Raw genomic sequence first — 20,590 nt, 5'->3', positions numbered from 1 at the left:
AATTACATATGCAATAAGGAAGCGGCAAAGTTACGCGCCTCTGCATCGCTGTCAAAATAGTCCGTTAAAGTTGGCTTTTCAATGAATGGTATCTTATTCATCGTTTGCTCAACTACTTCAGTAATATCCAAAAACCCAATCCGGTTTCTTAAAAAAGCAAATACGGCCATCTCATTGGCTGCATTCATTACACACGCCGTGTTCCCTCCTTTGTACAGGGCATCAGTAGCCAGTGCAAGGTTCCGGAAGGTTTTCATATCTGGCTCTTCAAAAGTTAGCGTAGAAGGCTTTTTAAAATCGTACCGTGGAAATTGATTTGGAATACGCTGAGGAAAAGCCAAAGCATATTGAATAGGCAATTTCATATCGGGTAAACCCATTTGTGATTTAATGCTTCCGTCTTCAAACTGAACCATGCTATGAATAATACTTTGCGGATGAATCACTACCTGAATCTGATGCGCTTCCAGGTTAAACAACCATTTTGCCTCAATCATTTCCAAACCCTTATTCATAAGGGTTGCAGAGTCTATGGTAATTTTAGCTCCCATACTCCAGTTGGGATGTTGCAGGGCGTGGTCTCTTTTTACATTTACGAGAAAATTGGGTTTCTTACCAAGGAAAGGTCCACCACTTGCTGTCAAAATAATTTTTTCTATTTTATTTCTTCCCTCACCTACCAAACACTGGAATATGGCGGAATGCTCACTATCCACCGGAATCACTGCTACTCTTTTCTCTGCAGCTTTTTGCATTACCAGGTCGCCTGCCACTACCAATGTTTCCTTATTGGCCAATGCAATAGGCTTGCCCAGCTCAATGGCATTTAAAGTTGGCTTAAGACCTGCATATCCAACTATAGCTGCAAGCATCATATCGTAACAATCTACAGAGGCAGCTTCAGCCAATGCATCTTCACCTGCAAAAACTTTTATATCCGTTTTTGCCAATGCCGCTTTTACATTTTGGTATTTTTTCTCATCCCCAATAACAACAATATTGGGATTAAACAAAAGTGCCTGTTTAATCAAGAGCTCATCATTACTCTGAGCAGTCAGAATTTCTGCACTGAACAAATCAGGATTCGCTTTTATTACATCCAACGCCTGTGTTCCAATTGATCCAGTAGAACCAAATATGGCAATACGTTTTTGACTCATGATAGTTGAACTTTAAGAATGGGCATAGTTACACAATATAAAGCAAAATTTACCGCTCTCAGGTTATGCAATCAGAAATTGCTGCAACCCATCTGCAATTTTCCGGTCATTACTTAATCTTGGAACTTTATTCTGACCACCCAATTTGCCCTCTAGTTTCATATATTGAATAAACCCATTTTTTTGTACCTGTCTTATTTGCAAGGGTAACAAAATATTTCCCCGCATCAAATCCTGGTAATACACATTTTTATTGCTTAGTGCCTCATTTAAAGTGACAGCAAATGCATTCATATTGGAGGGTGGAGTTTCAAATTCAATATACCACTCATGAAAACTTTTTCCTTCCCCTTGCTGAATCATTGGCGCTACGGTGAACTCGGTAATTTTTGCAGGATGCTTTTCCAGTGCCATATGTAAAGCAGCTTCCACTTCTTCTCCAATCACATGTTCTCCAAAAGCCGATATAAAGTGTTTTATTCTTCCTGTAACTAGTATTCTGTATGGATTTAAACTGACGAACTTTACAGTGTCCCCTATATTATAGCCCCATAACCCTGCATTGCTGTTGATAATTAAGGCGTAATTCTCACCCAGTTTTACGTCTTTCAAACTGAGGCGGGTGGGCGATTCATAAAAAATTTCTGCGGCCGGAATAAATTCAAAGAATATGCCACTATTGGTATTCAGTAACATCCCTTCCTGGTCCATGGTATCCTGAAAAGCAAAAAAACCTTCACTTGCCGGGAACAACTCAATCGCGTCTACCTGCTTCCCTATACTTTCCATTAATCTGGCGCGGTAAGGCTGAAAATTAACACCTCCCTGCACCATTACACTGAAATTAGGAAAGATTTCAGCAATTTTTTTGCCAGTCCGCTCTATTAACCGGTCAAAATACATCTGCATCCATGGCGGGATGCCACTAATCAATGTCATATCCTTATTCAGGGTTTCCTGCACAATTTTGTCCAGTTTGGTTTCCCAGTCCTCTATACAATTGGTCTCGAAACTGGGCAATTGATTGGAACGCAGGTAGGCAGGTATATGGTGGTTTACAATCCCGCTAAGTCTACCAGTTGGAATATCCCCTGTTCTTTCCAATACGGGAGATCCGCTTAAAAATATCATTTTCCCGTTGGCAAACGCTGTATTGCCAGTTTCGGCCATATAACAAAACAAAGCATTTCTGGCAGTTTGAATATGATTGGGAATGGAATCCTTGGTAATGGGAATATATTTAACTCCGCTAGTGGTTCCGCTAGTTTTGGCAAAGTATATTGGCTTCCCTTTCCAGAGTATATTCGGTTTACCTGCTTTAATTAGTTCAATGTAGGGTTTGAGCAATTCATAGTCCCTAATGGGTACAGCCTGAGAAAAAGCATTGTATTCCATACCAGCAGCAAGCTGGTGGTCCGTCCCGAACTGGGTTTTAGCCCCCAGTTTAACCAGATTTTTAAAAATAAGTTCCTGATGCTGAACCGCATGCATCATCCCCTTGCGGATACTATTATGTATTACATTGGCAAAGGGCTTTGCCAACAGCGACTTATAGTTCATAGGCTAAAATTGATCCCAAAGCAACAAAAATAGGCTTATCCAAGTCCGTTTCACGTTCAGAGGGCTTAATTTTGCAATAATTTATTTCTAAATTCTTTGTGTTATATCGGGCGGAAACCTTACCTTTGCCGTCCTAATTTTGGACAGCTATGTTAGCAATAGTAAAAATCGCAGGTCAACAGTTTAAAGTGCAAGAAGGTCAAAGCTTGTACGTTCCCCACCTGCAGGGTAAATCCGGTGACAAAGTAGAGTTTAACGACGTACTGTTCGTTGACAATGGTGGTAACATTTCAGTAGGTGAAGCTGTAAAAGCTACCGTGAAAGCTGAAATCGTTAGTGACCTGGTTCAAGGTGACAAAGTCATTGCTTTTAAAATGAAAAGAAGAAAAGGATTTCGTAAAAAGCACGGACACAGAACGCACTACACCAGAATCAAAATTGAAAGCATCGCTTAGTAATTAACATTTTATCGGTCGAATCCGGTATTATAAAACATACAATTATGGCACACAAAAAAGGGGAAGGTAGTGTTAAAAACGGTCGTGATTCACAGAGCAAGCGCCTAGGTGTAAAAATCTACGGTGGTCAGCCTGCACTATCTGGTAACATTATTATTCGTCAAAGAGGAACACAATACCATCCTGGAAAGAATGTAGGAGTTGGAACAGACTTCACTTTATTTGCTTTAACTGATGGGATTGTAGAATTCAAAAAAGGGAAAGCAGACAAGACAACTGTATCTGTTTTACCAGCGGAAGCAACCGCATAAAAAATTTTTTTTGTAGTTCCAAATACAATTTTTATTTTTAATGTATTATTTACTAACCATTAAATCTAAAAAACATGGCAACTGCAAAAAAAGCCGCTCCTAAAAAAGCCGCTGCAAAGAAAGCTGCTCCTAAAAAAGCTGCTGCTAAGAAAGCCGCTCCTAAAAAAGCTGCTGCTAAAAAAGCTGCTCCTAAAAAAGCTGCTGCAAAGAAAGCTGCTCCTAAGAAAGCCGCTAAGAAAGCTGCTCCTAAAAAAGCTGCTAAGAAAGCTGCTCCTAAGAAAGCTGCTAAGAAGAAGTAATTTTCTTCTTATTTCTCAAGCAGAAATAGATTTAAGGCCCGTTCCAATTTTGGAACGGGTTTTTTTGTATAAACCCTTACTTGTTCCTAATTTCCAAGCATGATAACAAATGATGAAATAGCGGCACAGTTTAGCCTATTAGCAAAACTAATGGACATACATGGAGAGAATGCATTTAAAGCCAAGTCCTATGCTGCTGCTGCATTTAGTATAGATAAATTACTCACCCCTTTGGGAGAAATGGAGAGAAATGCCATTTTTTCTATCAAGGGAATTGGAGAAAGTGCAGGCAAAAGAATATTGGAAATACTAGATACAGGTCAGTTTGCTACTTTAAATGACATGATCCTGAAAACACCTCCTGGCATACTTGAAATGCTAAATATAAAAGGGATCGGGCCTAAAAAAATTGCTACCATTTGGAAAGAGTTGGAAATTGAAACACTAGGTGAATTATTGTATGCTTGTAATGAAAACAGGCTAACTCTTTACAAGGGATTTGGAGAAAAAACCCAGCTCAATATAAAGGAATCAATTGAGTTTTACATGGGATCGATGGGCCGGTATTTATACCAGCAGGTTGAGGAAGTTCAAATGGAGTTAGAGAAATTATTTTCCCAGACCTTTCCCTATCGATTCATCTCTACAGGTGAATTCAGAAGACAACTAGAAATTATAGATAGTATTGAATGGGTCACCAATGCAAAAGCAGAAGCACTTTCTGCTTTTATGAATCAAATTGGATTTACAATTGACAACCAGCAAGAGGATAAAATAAGTTACCGGAATGAAAAAAATATACGTGTTCAATTCTGGCTTGCTGATGAAGAAAAAATACCCTCCATCCTATTTAAGTCTAGTTGTAGTGAATTGTTTTTGAATGTATGGACAAAAAAATTCGGATGGAACGAGACTGAAATTTACGATTCAGAAGAAAAAATATTTGAAAAAGCGGGTTGTCAATTTATACCAGCTTACATGCGGGAAGATGCTGAATCATTGGAGTTGGCTACTCAACACAAACTCTCTCCAGCCATTACAGAAAAGGAAATAAAAGGTATTATACATTCTCATAGCACCTGGAGTGACGGTGGAAATACTATTCTGCAAATGGCCGAAGCTGCCATAAAAGAGGGATTAGAATACCTGGTAATTTCCGATCACTCTAAATCAGCATTTTACGCTAATGGTTTAAGCATAGAAAGAGTAATGCAGCAACACCAGGAAATTGAAAAAATCAATCAACAACTGGCCCCATTTAAAATATTCAAAAGCATAGAAAGCGATATTTTAAATGATGGCAGTTTAGATTATCCAGATGAAGTGCTGGAAAAATTTGATTTGGTTATTGCTTCTGTACATTCCAATCTTAAAATGAACGAAGAAAAAGCGAATACCCGAGTAATCAAAGCTATTGAGAATAGATATACCAGCATCTTAGGGCACCCAACCGGAAGGTTATTATTGAGCCGTGCTGGTTATCCAATTGATCACGAAAGAATAATTGATGCCTGCGCAGCAAATGGCGTAGTCATTGAACTGAATGCACACCCCAGAAGGCTCGATCTGGATTGGCGCTGGATCAGAAAGGCCCTCCAGAAAAATGTAATGATTTCCATCAATCCTGATGCACATACTATTGATGGATTTAAAGATTGCAAATACGGCGTACTGGTTGCTCAAAAAGCGGGATTAATGCCTGCACAGAATCTAAGTAGTTTTACGCTTTCAGAACTGGAAACTTTTTTGTTGGTACAAAAACAGAAACGCTAAATGTCTGAAACCGGAAATTGAATGGTAAAAAGGGTTCCAACACCATCTGTTGACTGATACTGTATTTGTCCATTGGCTTGTTCAACAATGCCTTTACAAATTGCCAATCCTAACCCCGTTCCAGCAGATTTAGTAGTAAAATTAGGCCTGAACATATTGGGTTTCATGGAAGCCGGGATTCCGCCTGAAAAGTCTTGTAGTTCAATGATTATTATGTTTCCTTGATTCTTTAGGTGAATCTGTATGGTTGCTTTTCCTGATATTTCCTTTCCTGCCTCTATTGAATTTTGAATCAGATTCATGAACAACCGATTAATCTGAACCTTATCAGATTCTATCGCTACTGCCTTGGCTTCATTAGTCATTTCAATTGTTACAGCTGCATCCCCCTCATAGAGATGCTGAAATGATTCAATAATGGGGATGATGGAAAACTTTTCAAGTTTTACATTGCCAATATTGGCAAATTGCGAAAAATCACCTGCAATTTTAGCCAACTGATCAATTTGTTCAATCAGTGTTTTAGCCAATTTAAGGCTCAATTCCTGGACATTTGGCGCTCCCCTTTCCACCGCGTTTTGGAGGTACTGAATGCTCAGTTTCATTGGTGTAAGTGGATTTTTAATTTCATGGGCCACCTGTCTTGCCATCTCTCGCCATGCGCCTTCCCTTTCTGTTTTAGCAAGGCTTTCAGCGCTAATTTCCAGCTTTTTTACCATGTTGTTATACTCATTCACCAGTGCACCAATTTCATCGTTTCGATACCATTCAATCGGTTGATTTTTGGCTTCCAGGCTCATTTTCTGCATAGTAGCACCAATTAATCTAAGCGAAGAAGTAATCCGGTTGGTGATGAAAAAAGCAATGGCTCCTGCCAATAAAAATATAAAGGCGTTCAGGTTAATAAGGGTAGCTAAGAATCCGGATATTTCCTGATTCAAATCGAGTTGAGAATTTAAATAAGGAATATTTAAATATCCATAAGTTTCTCCATTTTCGGATAATAAAGGTGTGTAAATGCTAGTATAACCAAATCCACCGATAGATTCAGACTGAATAAACCGAATACGGTTGTTTCTTTGCATTTCGTAAAAGGCAACAGGATCCATTTTCCTGCTCAGTAAGCTCTTATTATATATATAGGGTTGCGTAGAAATAATTAAATCCCCTGTAGCACTATAGTAATTAATGTCAACATTGTGCAAATCAGAAATTTCAGCAATTACATTTTCCAATTCATTTTTAATCCCTGTATTATTAGGTTCATCATCTGTAGCCAAAATACTGATAACTTTTGCATTCATCTCATTAGCCATTACCTGTATCGATTTGGTCAAACGCTCTTCATTTGTTGAATTGTATCGATAGATAAAGAAGGAAATAGTAGCTATTCCAATTACCAGAAAAGAAAATACACTTACAAATATGATAGTCGCCTGAATTTGAGAACGAATATTTAATCTCAACAAACTTCCCAATTGTTTCAGATTAAATTTAGCATCTACCAACAGAGAACCGATATGAAAAACAAAAATGATTAGCAGGAAAGAACAGAATAAATAGGCAAAAAGAGTTATTGATTCAATAAACCATGCATTTTGTTTTACTACTGCCACCTGCCTTTCATTGCCCGCATTATACCACAATTCTGTATAGTTATTGGCTTTTCGGTAAGTGAATTCAAATGCAGGATTATGATTCACTGACAGAGCAGTTGGAAAATTATAATTATTGAAATGATTAATCAATTTACCCTTACTATAAATTGCATAGGCATAGTCGCTATTTATTGTTGCAATCACATCCTGCGATTGGTTAAACAATTCCGGATACAAAGCCTCACTCTTGTACCTTTTCGATTTCATTAATACGAACAGATGGCCGATAGTTGTATTGTTTTTTTCAACGTCTACCTGATAAATGTAATTGAACCCGTTTGCGTTATTATCGTAAGTAAATAAATTAGGAATATCCGTTGCAATTGCCTGGTTCAATACAATTGTCTTAATAGAAGAATAATTGAGAGAGTCTTCGTTAAATAAAGGATGGAATAAACTATCAAATGTATAAATACGTGTATCGTATTTATTAAGATAGCCCGAAAAGTTCTGGTTAATCAGGCTGTCCTTAATAAATTTATTCGTGTATTCACTTTCATGGAAGCGCTGAAAATTTTCACTTAAAAAATTATTATTAAAATTAGATGCTGCAATTTTAAGCAGACTCTCTCCTGAGGGATCGGACTGAATGGCTAATTTTTCTGCAATCCTTTTCCTTTGCTCAAACTCAACAATCCTTTTCTGATATATAACCAGAGATGCAATTGACAGAGCAAAAAACATTACCCAGAAAATAAAAAAGGGCGATTTAATAATCTGGATCCTAATATCAGATTTCCTAATACACAGTATAAAATAATAAACGACTATCCATACTATCAATAGAAAATAAAATCCCACCTGACTATAATTATTCATCAGGAGCATATTGACAAATCCGCTCAAAATAATAACCAATAAGGGAAGTAACTTACCTGCATCTGTCAGAATCAGTTTAATAGCAAGCAACTGTGAAAGATAAAAATAGCCAAGTGCCAAAAAACAAAGAATCACTATGCTAATAGTGCTATAAATGGTTAAACTGAAGAAATTGGTTACATCAAATGAGATTTTTGCATCTCTTACTAGGCTTTGGATGATATTGATAATAAAAAAAGCAGAAGTAGTCAAAATAAAAAGCCGGACTATGATACTGATATTGCTTAATGCTGGCTTATCTTCTATTGTATTGATATAATGAATCTTAATAAATCTTAGCACCCAATAAAACAAAACAGCATTAATGAATAATGCTCCCAGAGAAGAATTTATCCAATTGGACGCATATATAGTTGGGTCAAACAAAGGCAACTTGGAATAATCAAAAGGGAATGGGAATACAAAAGCAACGAATCTTAAAAAGAAAACATTGATCAGTAAAAAAACTACCGCTGTTCTAAAGTTAACCCTACGGATCAACTCAAGTGTTATTCCATGTATAAAAGTAAACAGCAGAAAGACAGCCAATAATCTGAAGCAGATGGTTATATTATCATAAGAAATAAACCGTTTCCCCTCTTTCAGCTGAAGGCTAAAAAGATACAATCCATTCTTACTGTAAACAGGATTATCTGTAATAACATCTACAATTACATACTGTTCGTCCAATCCCGGAAACTCTGCAAAGTCAGAAATAAAATATTTATTCTGGATAAAATAAGCCCACTTTACTGGAATCATGTTAACTAACCAGAAGCTCTGTCCTCTTAGTGTAATTTTCCTTTTAAGAAAAATAAACTGTCCATTGGAAGTATTGACGAATTTAACTGGTGCAAAGCTGGAAAGTTCTTTATCCGGTACCGTTATTTTGTTGGTACTCCAGTATACTTGTTTTGTTGGCTGACCTGATTTAAGTTCGTATACAAAAAATCCTGCCTGTTCTTTTTGTAAAGCCAGAGGGATTTCTGCATTAACAGTATCAAAAACCAATCCCGCAATTAATGCAGTATCTCCTGAAATTTCTTCAAACCGAGATTCAAGCCGGTGTATGCGGGCAGTAATATTTTCACTGACTTTATCGGGACTCGAATTGTAACTGAAGTAATTGGAAAAAATAAATGATATAGTGTACAACCAGGCTGCAGTTATAATTAAATAACCATTCCTGAATGCTGCCTGCTGAATATGTTTAATGGTCCAATTCATTGCTTGTTTTAGCAGCGTTCCAGAGTTCATCCATTTCGGAAAGGCTCATTTTATCAAGGGTCAGTCCTTTCTCGCCTGCCTTTTTTTCCATGAACTTGAACCGTCTTATAAATTTCTGGTTGGTCTTTTCCAGTGCTGCTTCCGGATCTATCTGCAAAAACCGTGCATAATTAACCAAACTGAATAAAATATCGCCAAACTCAGCTTCCATTTCATTTTTATCCGCCTGCTGAACAGCAGTAGTGAACTCATTCATTTCCTCTTCAACCTTTGCCCAAACATCCTGCTTATTTTCCCATTCAAACCCAATTTGTTTGGCTTTTTCCTGAACCCGCAGTGCTTTTACAATAGCAGGCAATGATTTGGGAACCCCTTCCAGAAGGGATTGGGACAGCTTACCTTCTGCTGCTTTAATTTTTTGCCAGTTTTTTTTCACTTCCTCTTCATCTTTTACTTCTACATCTCCATAAATATGAGGATGACGTCTAATCAGCTTTTCTGCTATACCATTCAAAACGTCATCCAGCATAAATTTGGATTCTTCTCTTCCTATTCGGGTATAAAATAATAAATGCAGAAAAAGGTCTCCAAGTTCCTCTTTAATGCCTTTCCAGTCATTAGAATCAATAGCATCTACCAATTCATACAATTCCTCTATTGTCATGGAACGAAGCGTATGAATTGTTTGCTTTTTATCCCAGGGACATTGCTCCCGCAGTTCATCCATTATTTTAACGAGTCTTAAGAAACTTTCAGCAGTTTGGTTCATTGGATTAGATTATCATAAAAGAAAAAAGAAAGAACAACAGGAATAGGATAGAAAAAACAAGCAGATTAATAAACAATTGCAATACAAATTTTAGGATTGTCTTTCTTCTGGATTGTCCGTAAAAATTTCGCAGAGAGCGGTACCAATAAAATCCGATAACCAGTGATATATATTCTGAACGCATTGCCCCGTTTAAAAAGTTTTTACCCTCATTATCAGATATGACATAAGCCCCTGTCCAGTCAAGCATCATATTCAAACAGATAGCCAGAAAAATAAGAATGAAGACAGTTGAATAAAAATGCAAAGTAAACACTACATGATCAGCATAATAATATTGCTTTTTTCTTGCGTATAGAATAAACAATAGCAAAGCAAACAGAGGAAGGGAAACGAATAGCATTTTTGGAAACTGATGCGCAAAAACATCTAAAATTTTGCTTATTAATACTTTACTAGATGGATATTTCTCTTTCAGAATCAGGTTCTGTCTTTGTAACTTCCTCACTACAAATCCATCACGCTTTGATTCTGGTAAACTCCTTTGAACAGAATCGTATTGCTTTAAATTTGAAAACTGGCGATCAAATTTTATTAGCTCATTTTGAGCAGAATCCGTTTTAACATTCGCTGTAGAGTCAATTGTCTTGTCCCCCATATTCATTTTTCCATCAATTGTAGATGTGCTCACCATGAAAAAGAACAAGAAGAAAAAGGCAGATGTAAAAATATAGAGTCTGATAGGATGCAAATAGTCCATTCTTCTGCCCCTTAAATGCTCCTGAGCCAGAAAACCGGGCCTGAGCAATAAGTACTTCATGGTTCGGAAAAATTTTCCGTCAAAATGAAACAAATCAAAAACGAAATGGGTTAACATATGCCTGAATTTCTCCCTGGGTTCAATATTCTCCTGCCCACAGACATGACAATACCTGCCTAGAACAGTGGCATTGCAGTTAAGACAATTTTTTTCCTTCCTTTCAGCTATACTTGACAATTTTTTTCTTTAAAAATACATATTAAACGGTAAGGCTGAAGGTAGTAAATTTGAAAAAAGGCAACTATGCGGATCTTTTTTCTGTTTTTACTAATCACCTATTACTCATTTGTTAACGGACAATATTATTACTCAGATTTAATGGGATTACAGCAAACCCAAAAGAATTTTGAGATTTTGAGAAAAAACAAAATCAAAGAGATATCTGGTACAGGAACAGCTGCAGAAGGAGCAGTGAAAATACAGACGCTAACAGAAGTGCCCACGGATGGTAAAAGAATAGTGAAAAGCATTTCAGAAAATAACAGAACCAAAGAGCTGGTTTATCAATATTTTGAAATGGGAAGATTAAAAAAGACAATTGTACATAATCCCGGTGTTGAAACTACCATTGAATACCAATACAATGGAAAGGGCTTACTGTCTTACTTAGCTTCAACAGTAAAAGACAGTAGTTCGGGTAGCAGCATTACTGAAACACATCACTGGGAGTATAATAACAACGGATTTCCAAAAAAGATGATTAAAAAGACAATGGGCATGGATTCCCTTTCCGTTGAATTCCTAACAGACTCCATCGGTTTGGTTCTTGAGGAAGGCTGGTTCAAAAAAGACAAGAAAATAGAAACATTTTATTATTACTACCTTCCGGAAAATCGTTTAAGTGATATCGTTAAATTCAATACAAAAGCACAAAAACTGTTGCCAGACTTTGTATTTGAGTACGATCAGAAAGGTCAGTTAACGAAAATGATACAGGTTGGTAATAATGGGAGAAATATCACCTATTGGGACTATTCCTATTTCTCAAACGGACTTAGAGAAACAGAAATAGCAAGGGACAGAAACAAAAATTTAATCATCAGCACTCAGTACCAATTTGAAAAACACTAATCAAACACCTGTTATAAAGACGGCACTGCTTTCTTATGGCATGTCTGGAAAAGTATTTCATGCACCATTTATTCATTTTCATCCAGGATTTGAATTATCTGCTGTTTGGGAACGCAGTAAAATGACCGCCAACCTCGACTACCCTTCTGTTCAGGTAGTTGCTCAGTTGGAAGAGATTTTAAATAACCCAGCGATTGAACTGGTTGTTGTAAATACACCTACGGCTACCCACTTTGAATATGCACAAAAAGCTTTACTGGCAGGTAAACACGTAATTGTAGAGAAAGCTTTTACCACAACGGAAAAAGAAGCTGATCTGCTCATTGACTTAGCTGAAAAAACCGGAAAAATACTGTCTGTTTATCAAAACAGAAGATGGGACAGCGATTTCCAGACTGTACAAAAAATAATCAGACAGCAGCTACTCGGGAATATCCATAGTGCCACCATTCGGTTTGAAAGATTCAAAGAAATATTAAGTGCAAAATTGCATAAAGAACAGCCAGGACCTGGTGCCGGATTACTGATGGACCTGGGACCACATATCATTGATCAGGCCCTGGTACTTTTTGGTATGCCAAATGCAGTAATAGCAGATATCAGAACACTCAGAACCCATTCACTGGTAGATGATGACTTCCTGATTCATTTGCTCTATGATGATTTACGTGTAACACTAATCAGCAGTTTACTGATACCGCATGCCGTAGATGCTTTTCTAATTCATGGCAGTAAAGCAAGTTTTATGAAGCAAAGAGCAGATATACAGGAGAATGCTTTACTAAAATTGGAGCAACCCTTCACTGATAATTGGGGATTAGAACCGGAAGAATATGCGGGACAACTGGTTACCATACAGGATGGAAAAGAGAAAGCAGAACGCATACCAACTATAGCAGGCAACTATGGTGAATATTATGAAAATATTTACCGGGTAATCCGCTTCAATGAACCACTTAAGATTTCAGGAAAAGACGGAAAGAATGTGATGAAAATAATAGAAGCTGCCAAACAGAGTAACGCAGAAAAAAGACAGATTGCTATTAATCATTAGCAACCAGTTTCGACTTATCCCATGCATTATCCGGTTTGTGCTCAACAAACTTCCTGTCCTCAGCAAGCAATCTTTCCTGTTGCTCTATTTCTTCCCTTACATTTTTAACGTAACTATCATAATCATGCCTGTGTTTGGAAAGCTTCTGAAGTGCTGTATTGTCGTGCAGAATAAAATCATTTGCTTTCCTGAGTGAGGTATATTTCCTGAAGCCTAATACCGATAAAATATCAACTCCCATATATACAGAAGCATGAATAGACTCCCTGTAAATATTGTTAACACCATTATCAATTAGTTCATAAGCGTTCATTCTGTTTTTTGCCCTGAAGAATAATTTTAGATGAGGGTAATGCTTTGAAACAATAGCAGATAATTCAATATTTTTTTCAGGTATATCCAAAGCAGAGACCAATATTTTGGCATGTGCAGCACCAGCAGCATCTAAAATAGCCGTTCGGGTGGCATCCCCATAGAATACTTTAAAACCCATTTTACGCAATAACAAAACCTGATCACTGTTATTGTCCAGGATGGTGGCTTCTACCCCATTTGCTCTTAAAAATCTGCCAAGTGTGCTCCCGAAATGACCAAATCCGGCGATAATTATATCATTGTGTTCCTTGGGATCAACCTTATATTCTTTTTCCTCTGCTGTATTTGCAATCAGTCTGCTCGCAATAAATTTTTCATTGACAAATAAAAGTATGGGAGACATAATCATACTAATAGTAATAACCGCCATGTAAAAGTCAAGCGATTCTTTATTGAGAAGACCAAGTACTCCTATAGATCCCATCAAAATAAAAGCGAATTCACCTATCTGGGATAATAATAATGTAAACAGTATATTCTGCAACAATACCTTCTTGAAAATCTTGCCCACCAGGAACAAAACAAACGATTTTAAAACCATGAAAAGGACAACAGTTTGAAAAATCGCCATTGGTTGATGAACAATCAATCCAAAATTGATGGTAGAACCTACTGCTGTAAAAAACAAACCCAGTAACAGTCCTTTAAAAGGTTCCAAATTACTTTCCAATTCATGCCTGAACTCACTATTTGCCATTAATACCCCTGCCATGAATGCCCCAAGAGCCGCACTCACTCCTGCCAGATCCATTAACCAGGAAACGGCAATTACTAGAAATAATGCAGATGCAGTGAACAGTTCTCGCATATGTATACGGGCAATTAAATGCAACAAGGGACTAAATACAAACCTTCCCAGTAAAATGATACTAGTTACTGCACCTAATATGGTAAGCGTCCGATATTCATCCATCCAGCCAAGAAAACCTGATCTGGCAACCTTGACTGGAACTTCATCTAACACAAGTAATGGCAAGGCAGCCAAAATTGGGATGACGGCAATATCCTGAAACAACAAAACCGCAAATGAGGATTTTCCAGCCTGCGATTTGTCCAGATTCTTTTCTTTCAACGTTTGTAACACAATTGCTGTTGAAGACATAGAAAATGTTAGTGCCAGCGCAACAGACGTATTCAATTCCATTTTGGAACCAAAATAAAAAAACAGAAAAAACAATACACTTGTAAAAAGCATTTGCATACCTCCCATTCCAATGATGCGCCTGCGCATTCGCCAGAAAGACTGAGGATTTAATTCAAGTCCTATCAGGAACAACATCATTACAACCCCAAATTCGGCCGCATGCATAATATCTTCCCCCTCTGTTCCTATAAATCCAAGAACAAATGGACCAATTACCACTCCCCCAATAATATATCCCAGCACACTTCCAATGCCAAGCTTTTTTGCAATAGGAACAAACACTAATGCTGCTCCCAGAAAAATCATGGCATTTTGTAAAACGGATGCTCCCATTCTGCTGATTTTAATTGATTTAAATTATCAACCATTTTAAGTTTACTCAGATCTACCTTATCATTCATTAGATAGTGAAGAATTTGTTGATACCAAATCATGTATTCCTCAATTGCATCTGCACTTAGTTTGTTGGCTCCTGCAACAATAAATGGTGGCAAGTATTCCATTTTGCACAAGTTGGCCGTTTGATCAAATGAATTTAAAAATTCTCGGTGTGTAAACCGGTTTCGCCCATTTTCCTGATAAACGTGAAAATCACCTCCGGAACTAATAACATTCATCACCCATTTACCTTGTAGCTGATTGCCTCCTGTTCCATAGGCCCAACCATATTCCAGCACCAGGTCTAACCACTGCTTCATAAGAGGCGGACAATTGTACCAGTAAAAAGGATGATGCCATACTATGATGTCATGCTCCAATAATAAAGCCTGTTCCTTCTCTATATCGATATTAAAATCGGGATACAACTCATACATATCGCGAAACGTAATTCCGGAGAGATGTTTAACCCCTTCAGTCAATTTTACATTTACCCTGCTGTCTTCAAATCTGGGATGAAAAAACAATAACAATAATTTTCTGCTATTCATATATAAATTAGGCTAATACTACAATTTACGCTGTTTTATGCGCTTCGCAAACTGCATGAAACCCAGGATTGGACCAATAGCAAGAAATGGCCAGACCCATATAAAATCAATTTTTACAAGCAATAAACCAATCGATTGAATACTTATGACTGTAATCAAAAAACCGATGCTGTTAACAAAAGTCAGCGTAGTTCCTCTTATGGTTGCAGGAGCAGCCATTGCAACCATACTAGAAAACATGGGAGAATCTGCAACAACAAAAAAGCCCCAGATCACCAGGTAACAGATAAAAATGGTATTGGATGCAAATAGATAAAATACAGGAAATGCTAAACAACAAATACCTGAAATCATCAATGCGATTCTGGCTAGCACTTCCATCTGAATTTTTCCAGATACTATACCAAAGACAGCACAGGCCAAAGCTCCTGTTGCAATGACACTGAAAGAAAGCAGGGAAATAGTCTGGGAAGACAATGCCATTTTTTCTTGTATGAGTAAAGGCACAAAAGTCCAGAAAGTATAGAGTTCCCACATATGCCCCCAATAACCAAGAATGGCTTTTCGCAAAGACTGAATTTGGAATACATTGGTAAAATCAGTGAATTGTAACTTGCCTGAAGGCTTACGGTATGGACCATCCTTCACCAGGAATCGTATGGATAATCCGCCTGCAACACACAATGCAGAACTGACATAAACAACAAATTCCCAGGGTAACCGGATAGACATACTTTTTATAAGATGGGGAATCGCAGTCCCAAGCACAAGCCCCCCCACTAAAAAACCTAATGATTTTCCGAGCCCATTTTCAAAATGATCCGCAGCAATTTTCATTCCAACCGGATAAATACCAGAAAGAAAAAAACCTGTGAAAAAACGGGATAATAAGATTCCATGCTCACTAATATGTGTAGAAGAGAGACAAAAATTAAAGAAGGCTGCCACAATAGAAGACAAAAGAAAAATCCGGGAAGGGGAATAACGATCTGTTATTCCTGACATAGCAAAAATCAAGGTCCCGGTAATAAACCCAATTTGAACTGCACTGATGAGATAAAGAAGAAAATTTTCTGACAAACCCTTTTCAGTCCCCAAATCTTGTAATACAGCATTACCGGCAAACCAGACCGAGGTGCAGAAGAATTGAGCGATAACGATAACCAGTAATTTTTGTCGCATACAGTAAAATAAACCATTAATTTAGTTGAAGCCTGATACTATGTCAAAATATTTAGTTGAATTAAAAAAATCATTTAGGTTATCTGCTAATCCAGCAAATAGTGTTGGTATGAAAGCATATATGTTACATCAATTTGACTTTTATGGTATAAAGACGCCGGAAAGGGACAAGATTGTGAAATCATATATCAGCGCAAATCCCTTACATACCATTAAAGAGCTAAACGGTATTATTGCTACAATGTGGGCATTCAAAGAAAGGGAGTGGCAATATGCCGCCATAGATGTTTATAAGCATCATCGAATACTGTGGCAAGAAAACGCCATTGACCTGATTGAATCCTGCTTGATCAGTAAAAGCTGGTGGGATACCGTAGATGGTATAGGAAGTGATTGGATACCTGCTTATTTCTCGAAGTATCCCAATCAAATTGCCCCTGTAACTAACCGTTGGAATCAATCGGATAATATTTGGCTACAAAGAAGCAGTATTTTATTTCAGCGTTCTTTCAAAACAAGGACTGATAAGGCTTTATTAAAAAAATATATTCTGTTTCACAAAGACGCTAAAGATTTTTTTGTACAGAAAGCGATTGGTTGGGCACTTAGGGAATATGGCAAAACCAATCCAGAATGGGTTATTGATTTTGTTGCCAAAAACAAAATAGCCCCTCTTAGTAAAAGAGAGGCTATGAAAAGAATTATTAGTAAAAAATGATTACATCTTTTTTGCGTCTTCCAAAAACTTAGCAAGACCAATATCAGTTAAAGGATGCTTCAACAGACCCACTATAGAATCCAATGGGCAAGTACAGATATCAGCTCCTAATTCAGCAGCTTTTATAATATGTAATGGACTTCTAATAGAAGCAGCTAAAATTTCTGTTTTGTATTGCTGTACATCAAATATATGTCTCAACTGTCCAATCAATTCCATACCATCCCAACCACTATCTTCAACACGTCCAATAAAAGGAGACACATAGGTAGCACCGGCTTTGGCTGCCAGAATTGCCTGACCAGCAGAGAAAATTAGGGTGCAATTGGTACGAATACCGTTGTCGGTAAACCACTTGATTGCTTTGATACCATCTTTGATTACAGGTACTTTCACCACAATATTCGGATGAATAGCAGCTAGTTTCTTTCCTTCTTCTACCATAGTGGCAAAATCAGTAGAAAGTACTTCTGCACTCACATCACCATCTACCAGTTCACAAATGGTCTTATAGTGCTGCGCAATGGCTTCTTCGCCTTTAACACCTTCTTTTGCCATCAAGGAAGGATTGGTGGTTACACCATCCAGAATTCCTAAATCGTTGGCTTCTTTAATTTGTGCAAGATTACCTGTGTCAATGAAAAACTTCATAAAAGTGGAGTTAAAAATATGGCAGGCTACTCGCATCGCACCGCTACAACCGCTTATCCTTGCTGCATTCCTGCCCTGGGGAGGTTCAGCAGGAGCTGGTCGTGCAAGACCTGCCACAGCGCAAAAGTAAGGATTGAATGCTTACCTTTGAAAAAAAATTATTTATGGGTGTAGCAGATCAGTTAGCACAATTAAAAGCCGAAAAAGCAGCGGCTAATTTAAAAGAAGGTCAGGCATTTTTAGCAGCCAATAAAGAGAAAGAAGGTATTGTAGAACTACCAAGTGGATTGCAATATGAAATCATCACACAAGGCACAGGTCCTAAGCCTTTAGCCAGCAATGAAGTAACCTGTCATTATCATGGCACATTGATTAATGGGACCATTTTCGATAGCTCTGTACAAAGAGGTCGTCCTGCCTCCTTCCCTTTAAATATGGTAATTAAAGGTTGGACTGAGGGATTACAGCTGATGCCAACAGGCAGCAAGTGGCGTTTTTTCATCCCTCCACATTTAGGATATGGGGATCGTCAGGTCAGTGCACAAATTGGCCCTAACAGTACTTTGATTTTTGAAGTAGAACTAATCAGTTTTATCTAAAGTTTTATTGAAACTCGCTGAGCTCCAACCAGCGGGTTTCTTTTTCTTCCAGCTCCTTCTCAATAAGTAATAAACGCTCTCCCATTTTTTGCATACTGGCGTAATCAGCATCCCCTGCACTCATTTTAGTTGTAAGTTCTTCTTTCTCTTTTTCCAATAAAGGCATTGCCTTTTCCAGGGTTTCCAACTCTCTCTTTTCCTTATAACTTAAAGTTCTTTTTGCCGAAACAGCTGCAGCAATTACTGGCTTAGTTACAATGTCTTCAGTGCTGGTTCCCTTTCGCTTATTGGCTTCCAGATCTTCCCATTTTTGCTCCTTCTTTTCATTTTCCTTTAACCAAAGTCTGTACTGCGTGTAATTGCCAGGGAAGTCCCTTACTTCGGCATTGCCTTCAAATACAAACAAATGGTCTACTAGTCTATCCATGAAATAACGATCATGGGATACAATCAAAATGCATCCGGGATAGTCTATCAAAAAGTTCTCAAGTACAGACAGTGTAGGTAAATCAAGGTCATTGGTAGGCTCATCCAGAATCAGGAAGTTCGGATTACGGAATAAAACGACCAACAATTGCAGACGCTTCTTTTCTCCCCCACTCAAAGAATTTAAAAAAGTATATTGCTTATCCGGAGTAAATAAAAACAATTCAAGAAACTGAGCTGCACTCAAAGTTGAACCGTCTGCCAACGGAAAATTCTCGGCAAAACTTTTAACATATTCAATCACCCTTACATTTTCCTTAAACACCAGGCCCTGTTGTGAAAAATTTCCAAAAACTACCGTATCCCCGATATTGATTTTACCACTATCTACCGGCTCTATTGCCTGCAGAATATTTAAGAAAGTAGATTTACCAACGCCATTTTTACCAACAATACCAATCCTTTCCCCTTTGCTGAACTGATAATCAAATCCTTTCAGAATGGGTAGATCACCATAGCTCTTATACACTTTTTTCATTTCAACCACTTTCCCTCCCAGCCTGCTCATTTTAACCTGCAACTGCAGCTGTGCATCTTCAATCTTCTGCTTGGCTTTGGCTTCTACCTCATAAAAATTATCCTGTCTACTCTTACTCTTGGTTGTTCTGGCCTTGGGTTGTTTACGCATCCATTCCAGTTCTTTACGGTAGGTATTTCTGGCTTTGTCAATACTGGCCTGCTCGCTTTCTATACGGGCAGCTTTCTGCTCCATATATTGCTCATAATCGCCTTTGTATACATAAAGATTTTCGCGTTCCAGCTCCCAGATTTCTTCGCAGGTTGCGTCCAGAAAGTACCGATCGTGGCTTACTAAAAGCAAAGTCACTTTTTCCTGAGAAAGATAATGCTCCAGCCACTCAATCATTTCTACATCCAGATGATTGGTGGGCTCATCCATAATCAACAAGGTATGCTGATGAGCAAAACCAATATCAATCAGCGTTTTCGCCAGAGCTACCCTTTTTCTTTGACCACCGCTCAAATCCTTTACAGGATTGGTTAAGTGGTGTATATTCAGTTTTTCAAGAATCTGCTTAACCTTGGCTTCAAAATCCCAGGCGCTCAAATCATCCATGGCTTCAATACCTTCTGTTATGCCAATGGCATCTTCTTCTTCAATAGCAGCTTCGTATTTTTTAATTGCATTGATAACTGGATGATTCAAATGAAAAATATTTTCCAGCACCGACCAGGATTCTTCAAACTGAGGATCCTGTTCAAATAAAGCAACGGTAACATCTTTATGAATCCAAACTTTTCCAGCATCCGGGGTTTCCAGTCCGGCCAAAATTTTTAACATGGTAGACTTGCCAATCCCATTTCTGGCAATCAAGGCTATTTTGTCGCCTTCGTTAATATGAAAGGAAATATTCTTAAAAAGGGGGTTAATACCGTAGCTTTTGGTTAAACCTTCTACTGAAACATAATGCATCTTGCAAAACTAAGTATCTTACACGCTAATTCCGAGAAACACAGAACCTAGTTTAA

General features: G+C 37.8%; 18 protein-coding genes and 1 other RNA gene. 8 read left to right on the top strand and 11 right to left on the bottom strand.

Annotated elements, in window-relative coordinates:
* Window positions 1–2: 2 nt before the first annotated feature.
* The gene (locus tag TEGAF0_RS01350) at window positions 3–1,160 is read right to left on the bottom strand and encodes a 1-deoxy-D-xylulose-5-phosphate reductoisomerase (RefSeq protein WP_264899428.1); all 1,158 of its coding nucleotides are present in this window, start codon (window positions 1,158–1,160) and stop codon (window positions 3–5) included.
* A 63-nt stretch (window positions 1,161–1,223) separates the two neighbouring features.
* Window positions 1,224–2,720: a GH3 auxin-responsive promoter family protein gene (locus TEGAF0_RS01345; protein ID WP_264899426.1), complete on the bottom strand. Its 1,497-nt coding sequence runs from the start codon at window positions 2,718–2,720 to the stop codon at window positions 1,224–1,226.
* Between the two features lie 149 nt (window positions 2,721–2,869).
* Here TEGAF0_RS01345 and rplU point away from each other — a divergent pair, with 149 nt between their 5' ends.
* From rplU to TEGAF0_RS01325, 4 genes are all read left to right on the top strand, one after another.
* A complete protein-coding gene (gene rplU / locus TEGAF0_RS01340; protein ID WP_264899425.1) occupies window positions 2,870–3,175 on the top strand; it encodes a 50S ribosomal protein L21 in 306 nt (101 codons plus the stop codon).
* Window positions 3,176–3,222: 47 nt separating this feature from the next.
* Entirely contained in the window at window positions 3,223–3,489 is a 267-nt protein-coding gene (gene rpmA, locus TEGAF0_RS01335; RefSeq protein ID WP_026751553.1) for a 50S ribosomal protein L27, read from the top strand.
* Window positions 3,490–3,563: 74 nt separating this feature from the next.
* Window positions 3,564–3,788 (top strand): hypothetical protein, encoded by a 225-nt coding sequence (locus TEGAF0_RS01330; protein ID WP_264899424.1) that lies wholly within the window; start codon window positions 3,564–3,566, stop codon window positions 3,786–3,788.
* Window positions 3,789–3,887: 99 nt separating this feature from the next.
* Entirely contained in the window at window positions 3,888–5,561 is a 1,674-nt protein-coding gene (locus tag TEGAF0_RS01325) for a DNA polymerase/3'-5' exonuclease PolX (RefSeq protein ID WP_264899423.1), read from the top strand.
* On the opposite strand, the gene TEGAF0_RS01320 is transcribed toward TEGAF0_RS01325, so the two are convergent.
* The 3 genes from TEGAF0_RS01320 to TEGAF0_RS01310 are packed head-to-tail and all read right to left on the bottom strand — an operon-like array spanning window position 5,558 to window position 10,950.
* Entirely contained in the window at window positions 5,558–9,304 is a 3,747-nt protein-coding gene (locus TEGAF0_RS01320; protein WP_264899422.1) for a sensor histidine kinase, read from the bottom strand. The genes TEGAF0_RS01325 and TEGAF0_RS01320 overlap by 4 nt on opposite strands.
* Window positions 9,288–10,073 (bottom strand): nucleoside triphosphate pyrophosphohydrolase, encoded by a 786-nt coding sequence (gene mazG / locus TEGAF0_RS01315; protein ID WP_264899421.1) that lies wholly within the window; start codon window positions 10,071–10,073, stop codon window positions 9,288–9,290. The genes TEGAF0_RS01320 and mazG overlap by 17 nt, the downstream gene beginning before the upstream one ends.
* 4 nt (window positions 10,074–10,077) lie before the next feature.
* A complete protein-coding gene (locus TEGAF0_RS01310; protein ID WP_264899420.1) occupies window positions 10,078–10,950 on the bottom strand; it encodes a DUF3667 domain-containing protein in 873 nt (290 codons plus the stop codon).
* Between the two features lie 186 nt (window positions 10,951–11,136).
* Between TEGAF0_RS01310 and TEGAF0_RS01305 the strand changes: the two genes are divergently transcribed.
* Window positions 11,137–11,964 carry a hypothetical protein gene (locus tag TEGAF0_RS01305; protein ID WP_264899419.1) on the top strand — a complete coding sequence of 276 codons (828 nt, stop codon included), beginning with the start codon at window positions 11,137–11,139 and terminating at the stop codon, window positions 11,962–11,964.
* Window positions 11,951–13,018: a Gfo/Idh/MocA family oxidoreductase gene (locus TEGAF0_RS01300; RefSeq protein WP_264899418.1), complete on the top strand. Its 1,068-nt coding sequence runs from the start codon at window positions 11,951–11,953 to the stop codon at window positions 13,016–13,018. The genes TEGAF0_RS01305 and TEGAF0_RS01300 overlap by 14 nt, the downstream gene beginning before the upstream one ends.
* Here TEGAF0_RS01300 and TEGAF0_RS01295 read toward each other — a convergent pair.
* The 3 genes from TEGAF0_RS01295 to TEGAF0_RS01285 are packed head-to-tail and all read right to left on the bottom strand — an operon-like array spanning window position 13,008 to window position 16,648.
* Window positions 13,008–14,870 (bottom strand): monovalent cation:proton antiporter-2 (CPA2) family protein, encoded by a 1,863-nt coding sequence (locus tag TEGAF0_RS01295; protein WP_264899417.1) that lies wholly within the window; start codon window positions 14,868–14,870, stop codon window positions 13,008–13,010. The genes TEGAF0_RS01300 and TEGAF0_RS01295 overlap by 11 nt on opposite strands.
* Window positions 14,840–15,466 (bottom strand): NAD(P)H-dependent oxidoreductase, encoded by a 627-nt coding sequence (locus TEGAF0_RS01290; RefSeq protein ID WP_264899415.1) that lies wholly within the window; start codon window positions 15,464–15,466, stop codon window positions 14,840–14,842. The genes TEGAF0_RS01295 and TEGAF0_RS01290 overlap by 31 nt, the downstream gene beginning before the upstream one ends.
* Window positions 15,467–15,484: 18 nt before the next feature.
* Window positions 15,485–16,648, bottom strand: coding sequence for an MFS transporter (locus tag TEGAF0_RS01285; RefSeq protein WP_264899413.1), 1,164 nt, complete (start codon window positions 16,646–16,648; stop codon window positions 15,485–15,487).
* Window positions 16,649–16,688: 40 nt separating this feature from the next.
* Here TEGAF0_RS01285 and TEGAF0_RS01280 point away from each other — a divergent pair, with 40 nt between their 5' ends.
* A complete protein-coding gene (locus tag TEGAF0_RS01280; protein WP_264899411.1) occupies window positions 16,689–17,366 on the top strand; it encodes a DNA alkylation repair protein in 678 nt (225 codons plus the stop codon).
* Here TEGAF0_RS01280 and fsa read toward each other — a convergent pair whose 3' ends face one another.
* Window positions 17,367–18,017: a fructose-6-phosphate aldolase gene (gene fsa / locus TEGAF0_RS01275; protein ID WP_264899409.1), complete on the bottom strand. Its 651-nt coding sequence runs from the start codon at window positions 18,015–18,017 to the stop codon at window positions 17,367–17,369.
* A gap of 16 nt (window positions 18,018–18,033) precedes the next feature.
* An RNA gene (ffs, locus tag TEGAF0_RS01270) (signal recognition particle sRNA small type) lies at window positions 18,034–18,133 on the bottom strand.
* A 48-nt stretch (window positions 18,134–18,181) separates the two neighbouring features.
* On the opposite strand from ffs, the gene TEGAF0_RS01265 reads away from it, so the two are divergent.
* Window positions 18,182–18,616 (top strand): FKBP-type peptidyl-prolyl cis-trans isomerase, encoded by a 435-nt coding sequence (locus TEGAF0_RS01265; RefSeq protein WP_264899407.1) that lies wholly within the window; start codon window positions 18,182–18,184, stop codon window positions 18,614–18,616.
* 4 nt (window positions 18,617–18,620) lie between these two features.
* Here TEGAF0_RS01265 and TEGAF0_RS01260 read toward each other — a convergent pair whose 3' ends face one another.
* The gene (locus TEGAF0_RS01260; RefSeq protein WP_264899405.1) at window positions 18,621–20,534 is read right to left on the bottom strand and encodes an ABC-F family ATP-binding cassette domain-containing protein; all 1,914 of its coding nucleotides are present in this window, start codon (window positions 20,532–20,534) and stop codon (window positions 18,621–18,623) included.
* Between the last annotated feature and the right edge of the window lie 56 nt (window positions 20,535–20,590).

It is taken from the genome of Sediminibacterium sp. TEGAF015, from assembly GCF_025997995.1.
GTDB lineage: Bacteria > Bacteroidota > Bacteroidia > Chitinophagales > Chitinophagaceae > Sediminibacterium.
This window is presented reverse-complemented; position numbering and strand designations above follow the sequence as displayed.

Coding starts and splice junctions, on each gene's coding strand:
- TEGAF0_RS01350 (WP_264899428.1), bottom strand. CDS start 1,160: ATGAGTCAAAAACGTATTGCCATATTTGGTTCTACTGGATCAATTGGA.
- TEGAF0_RS01345 (WP_264899426.1), bottom strand. CDS start 2,720: ATGAACTATAAGTCGCTGTTGGCAAAGCCCTTTGCCAATGTAATACAT.
- rplU (WP_264899425.1), top strand. CDS start 2,870: ATGTTAGCAATAGTAAAAATCGCAGGTCAACAGTTTAAAGTGCAAGAA.
- rpmA (WP_026751553.1), top strand. CDS start 3,223: ATGGCACACAAAAAAGGGGAAGGTAGTGTTAAAAACGGTCGTGATTCA.
- TEGAF0_RS01330 (WP_264899424.1), top strand. CDS start 3,564: ATGGCAACTGCAAAAAAAGCCGCTCCTAAAAAAGCCGCTGCAAAGAAA.
- TEGAF0_RS01325 (WP_264899423.1), top strand. CDS start 3,888: ATGATAACAAATGATGAAATAGCGGCACAGTTTAGCCTATTAGCAAAA.
- TEGAF0_RS01320 (WP_264899422.1), bottom strand. CDS start 9,304: ATGAATTGGACCATTAAACATATTCAGCAGGCAGCATTCAGGAATGGT.
- mazG (WP_264899421.1), bottom strand. CDS start 10,073: ATGAACCAAACTGCTGAAAGTTTCTTAAGACTCGTTAAAATAATGGAT.
- TEGAF0_RS01310 (WP_264899420.1), bottom strand. CDS start 10,950: ATGTTAACCCATTTCGTTTTTGATTTGTTTCATTTTGACGGAAAATTT.
- TEGAF0_RS01305 (WP_264899419.1), top strand. CDS start 11,137: ATGCGGATCTTTTTTCTGTTTTTACTAATCACCTATTACTCATTTGTT.
- TEGAF0_RS01295 (WP_264899417.1), bottom strand. CDS start 14,870: ATGGGAGCATCCGTTTTACAAAATGCCATGATTTTTCTGGGAGCAGCA.
- TEGAF0_RS01290 (WP_264899415.1), bottom strand. CDS start 15,466: ATGAATAGCAGAAAATTATTGTTATTGTTTTTTCATCCCAGATTTGAA.
- TEGAF0_RS01285 (WP_264899413.1), bottom strand. CDS start 16,648: ATGCGACAAAAATTACTGGTTATCGTTATCGCTCAATTCTTCTGCACC.
- TEGAF0_RS01280 (WP_264899411.1), top strand. CDS start 16,689: ATGTCAAAATATTTAGTTGAATTAAAAAAATCATTTAGGTTATCTGCT.
- fsa (WP_264899409.1), bottom strand. CDS start 18,017: ATGAAGTTTTTCATTGACACAGGTAATCTTGCACAAATTAAAGAAGCC.
- TEGAF0_RS01265 (WP_264899407.1), top strand. CDS start 18,182: ATGGGTGTAGCAGATCAGTTAGCACAATTAAAAGCCGAAAAAGCAGCG.
- TEGAF0_RS01260 (WP_264899405.1), bottom strand. CDS start 20,534: ATGCATTATGTTTCAGTAGAAGGTTTAACCAAAAGCTACGGTATTAAC.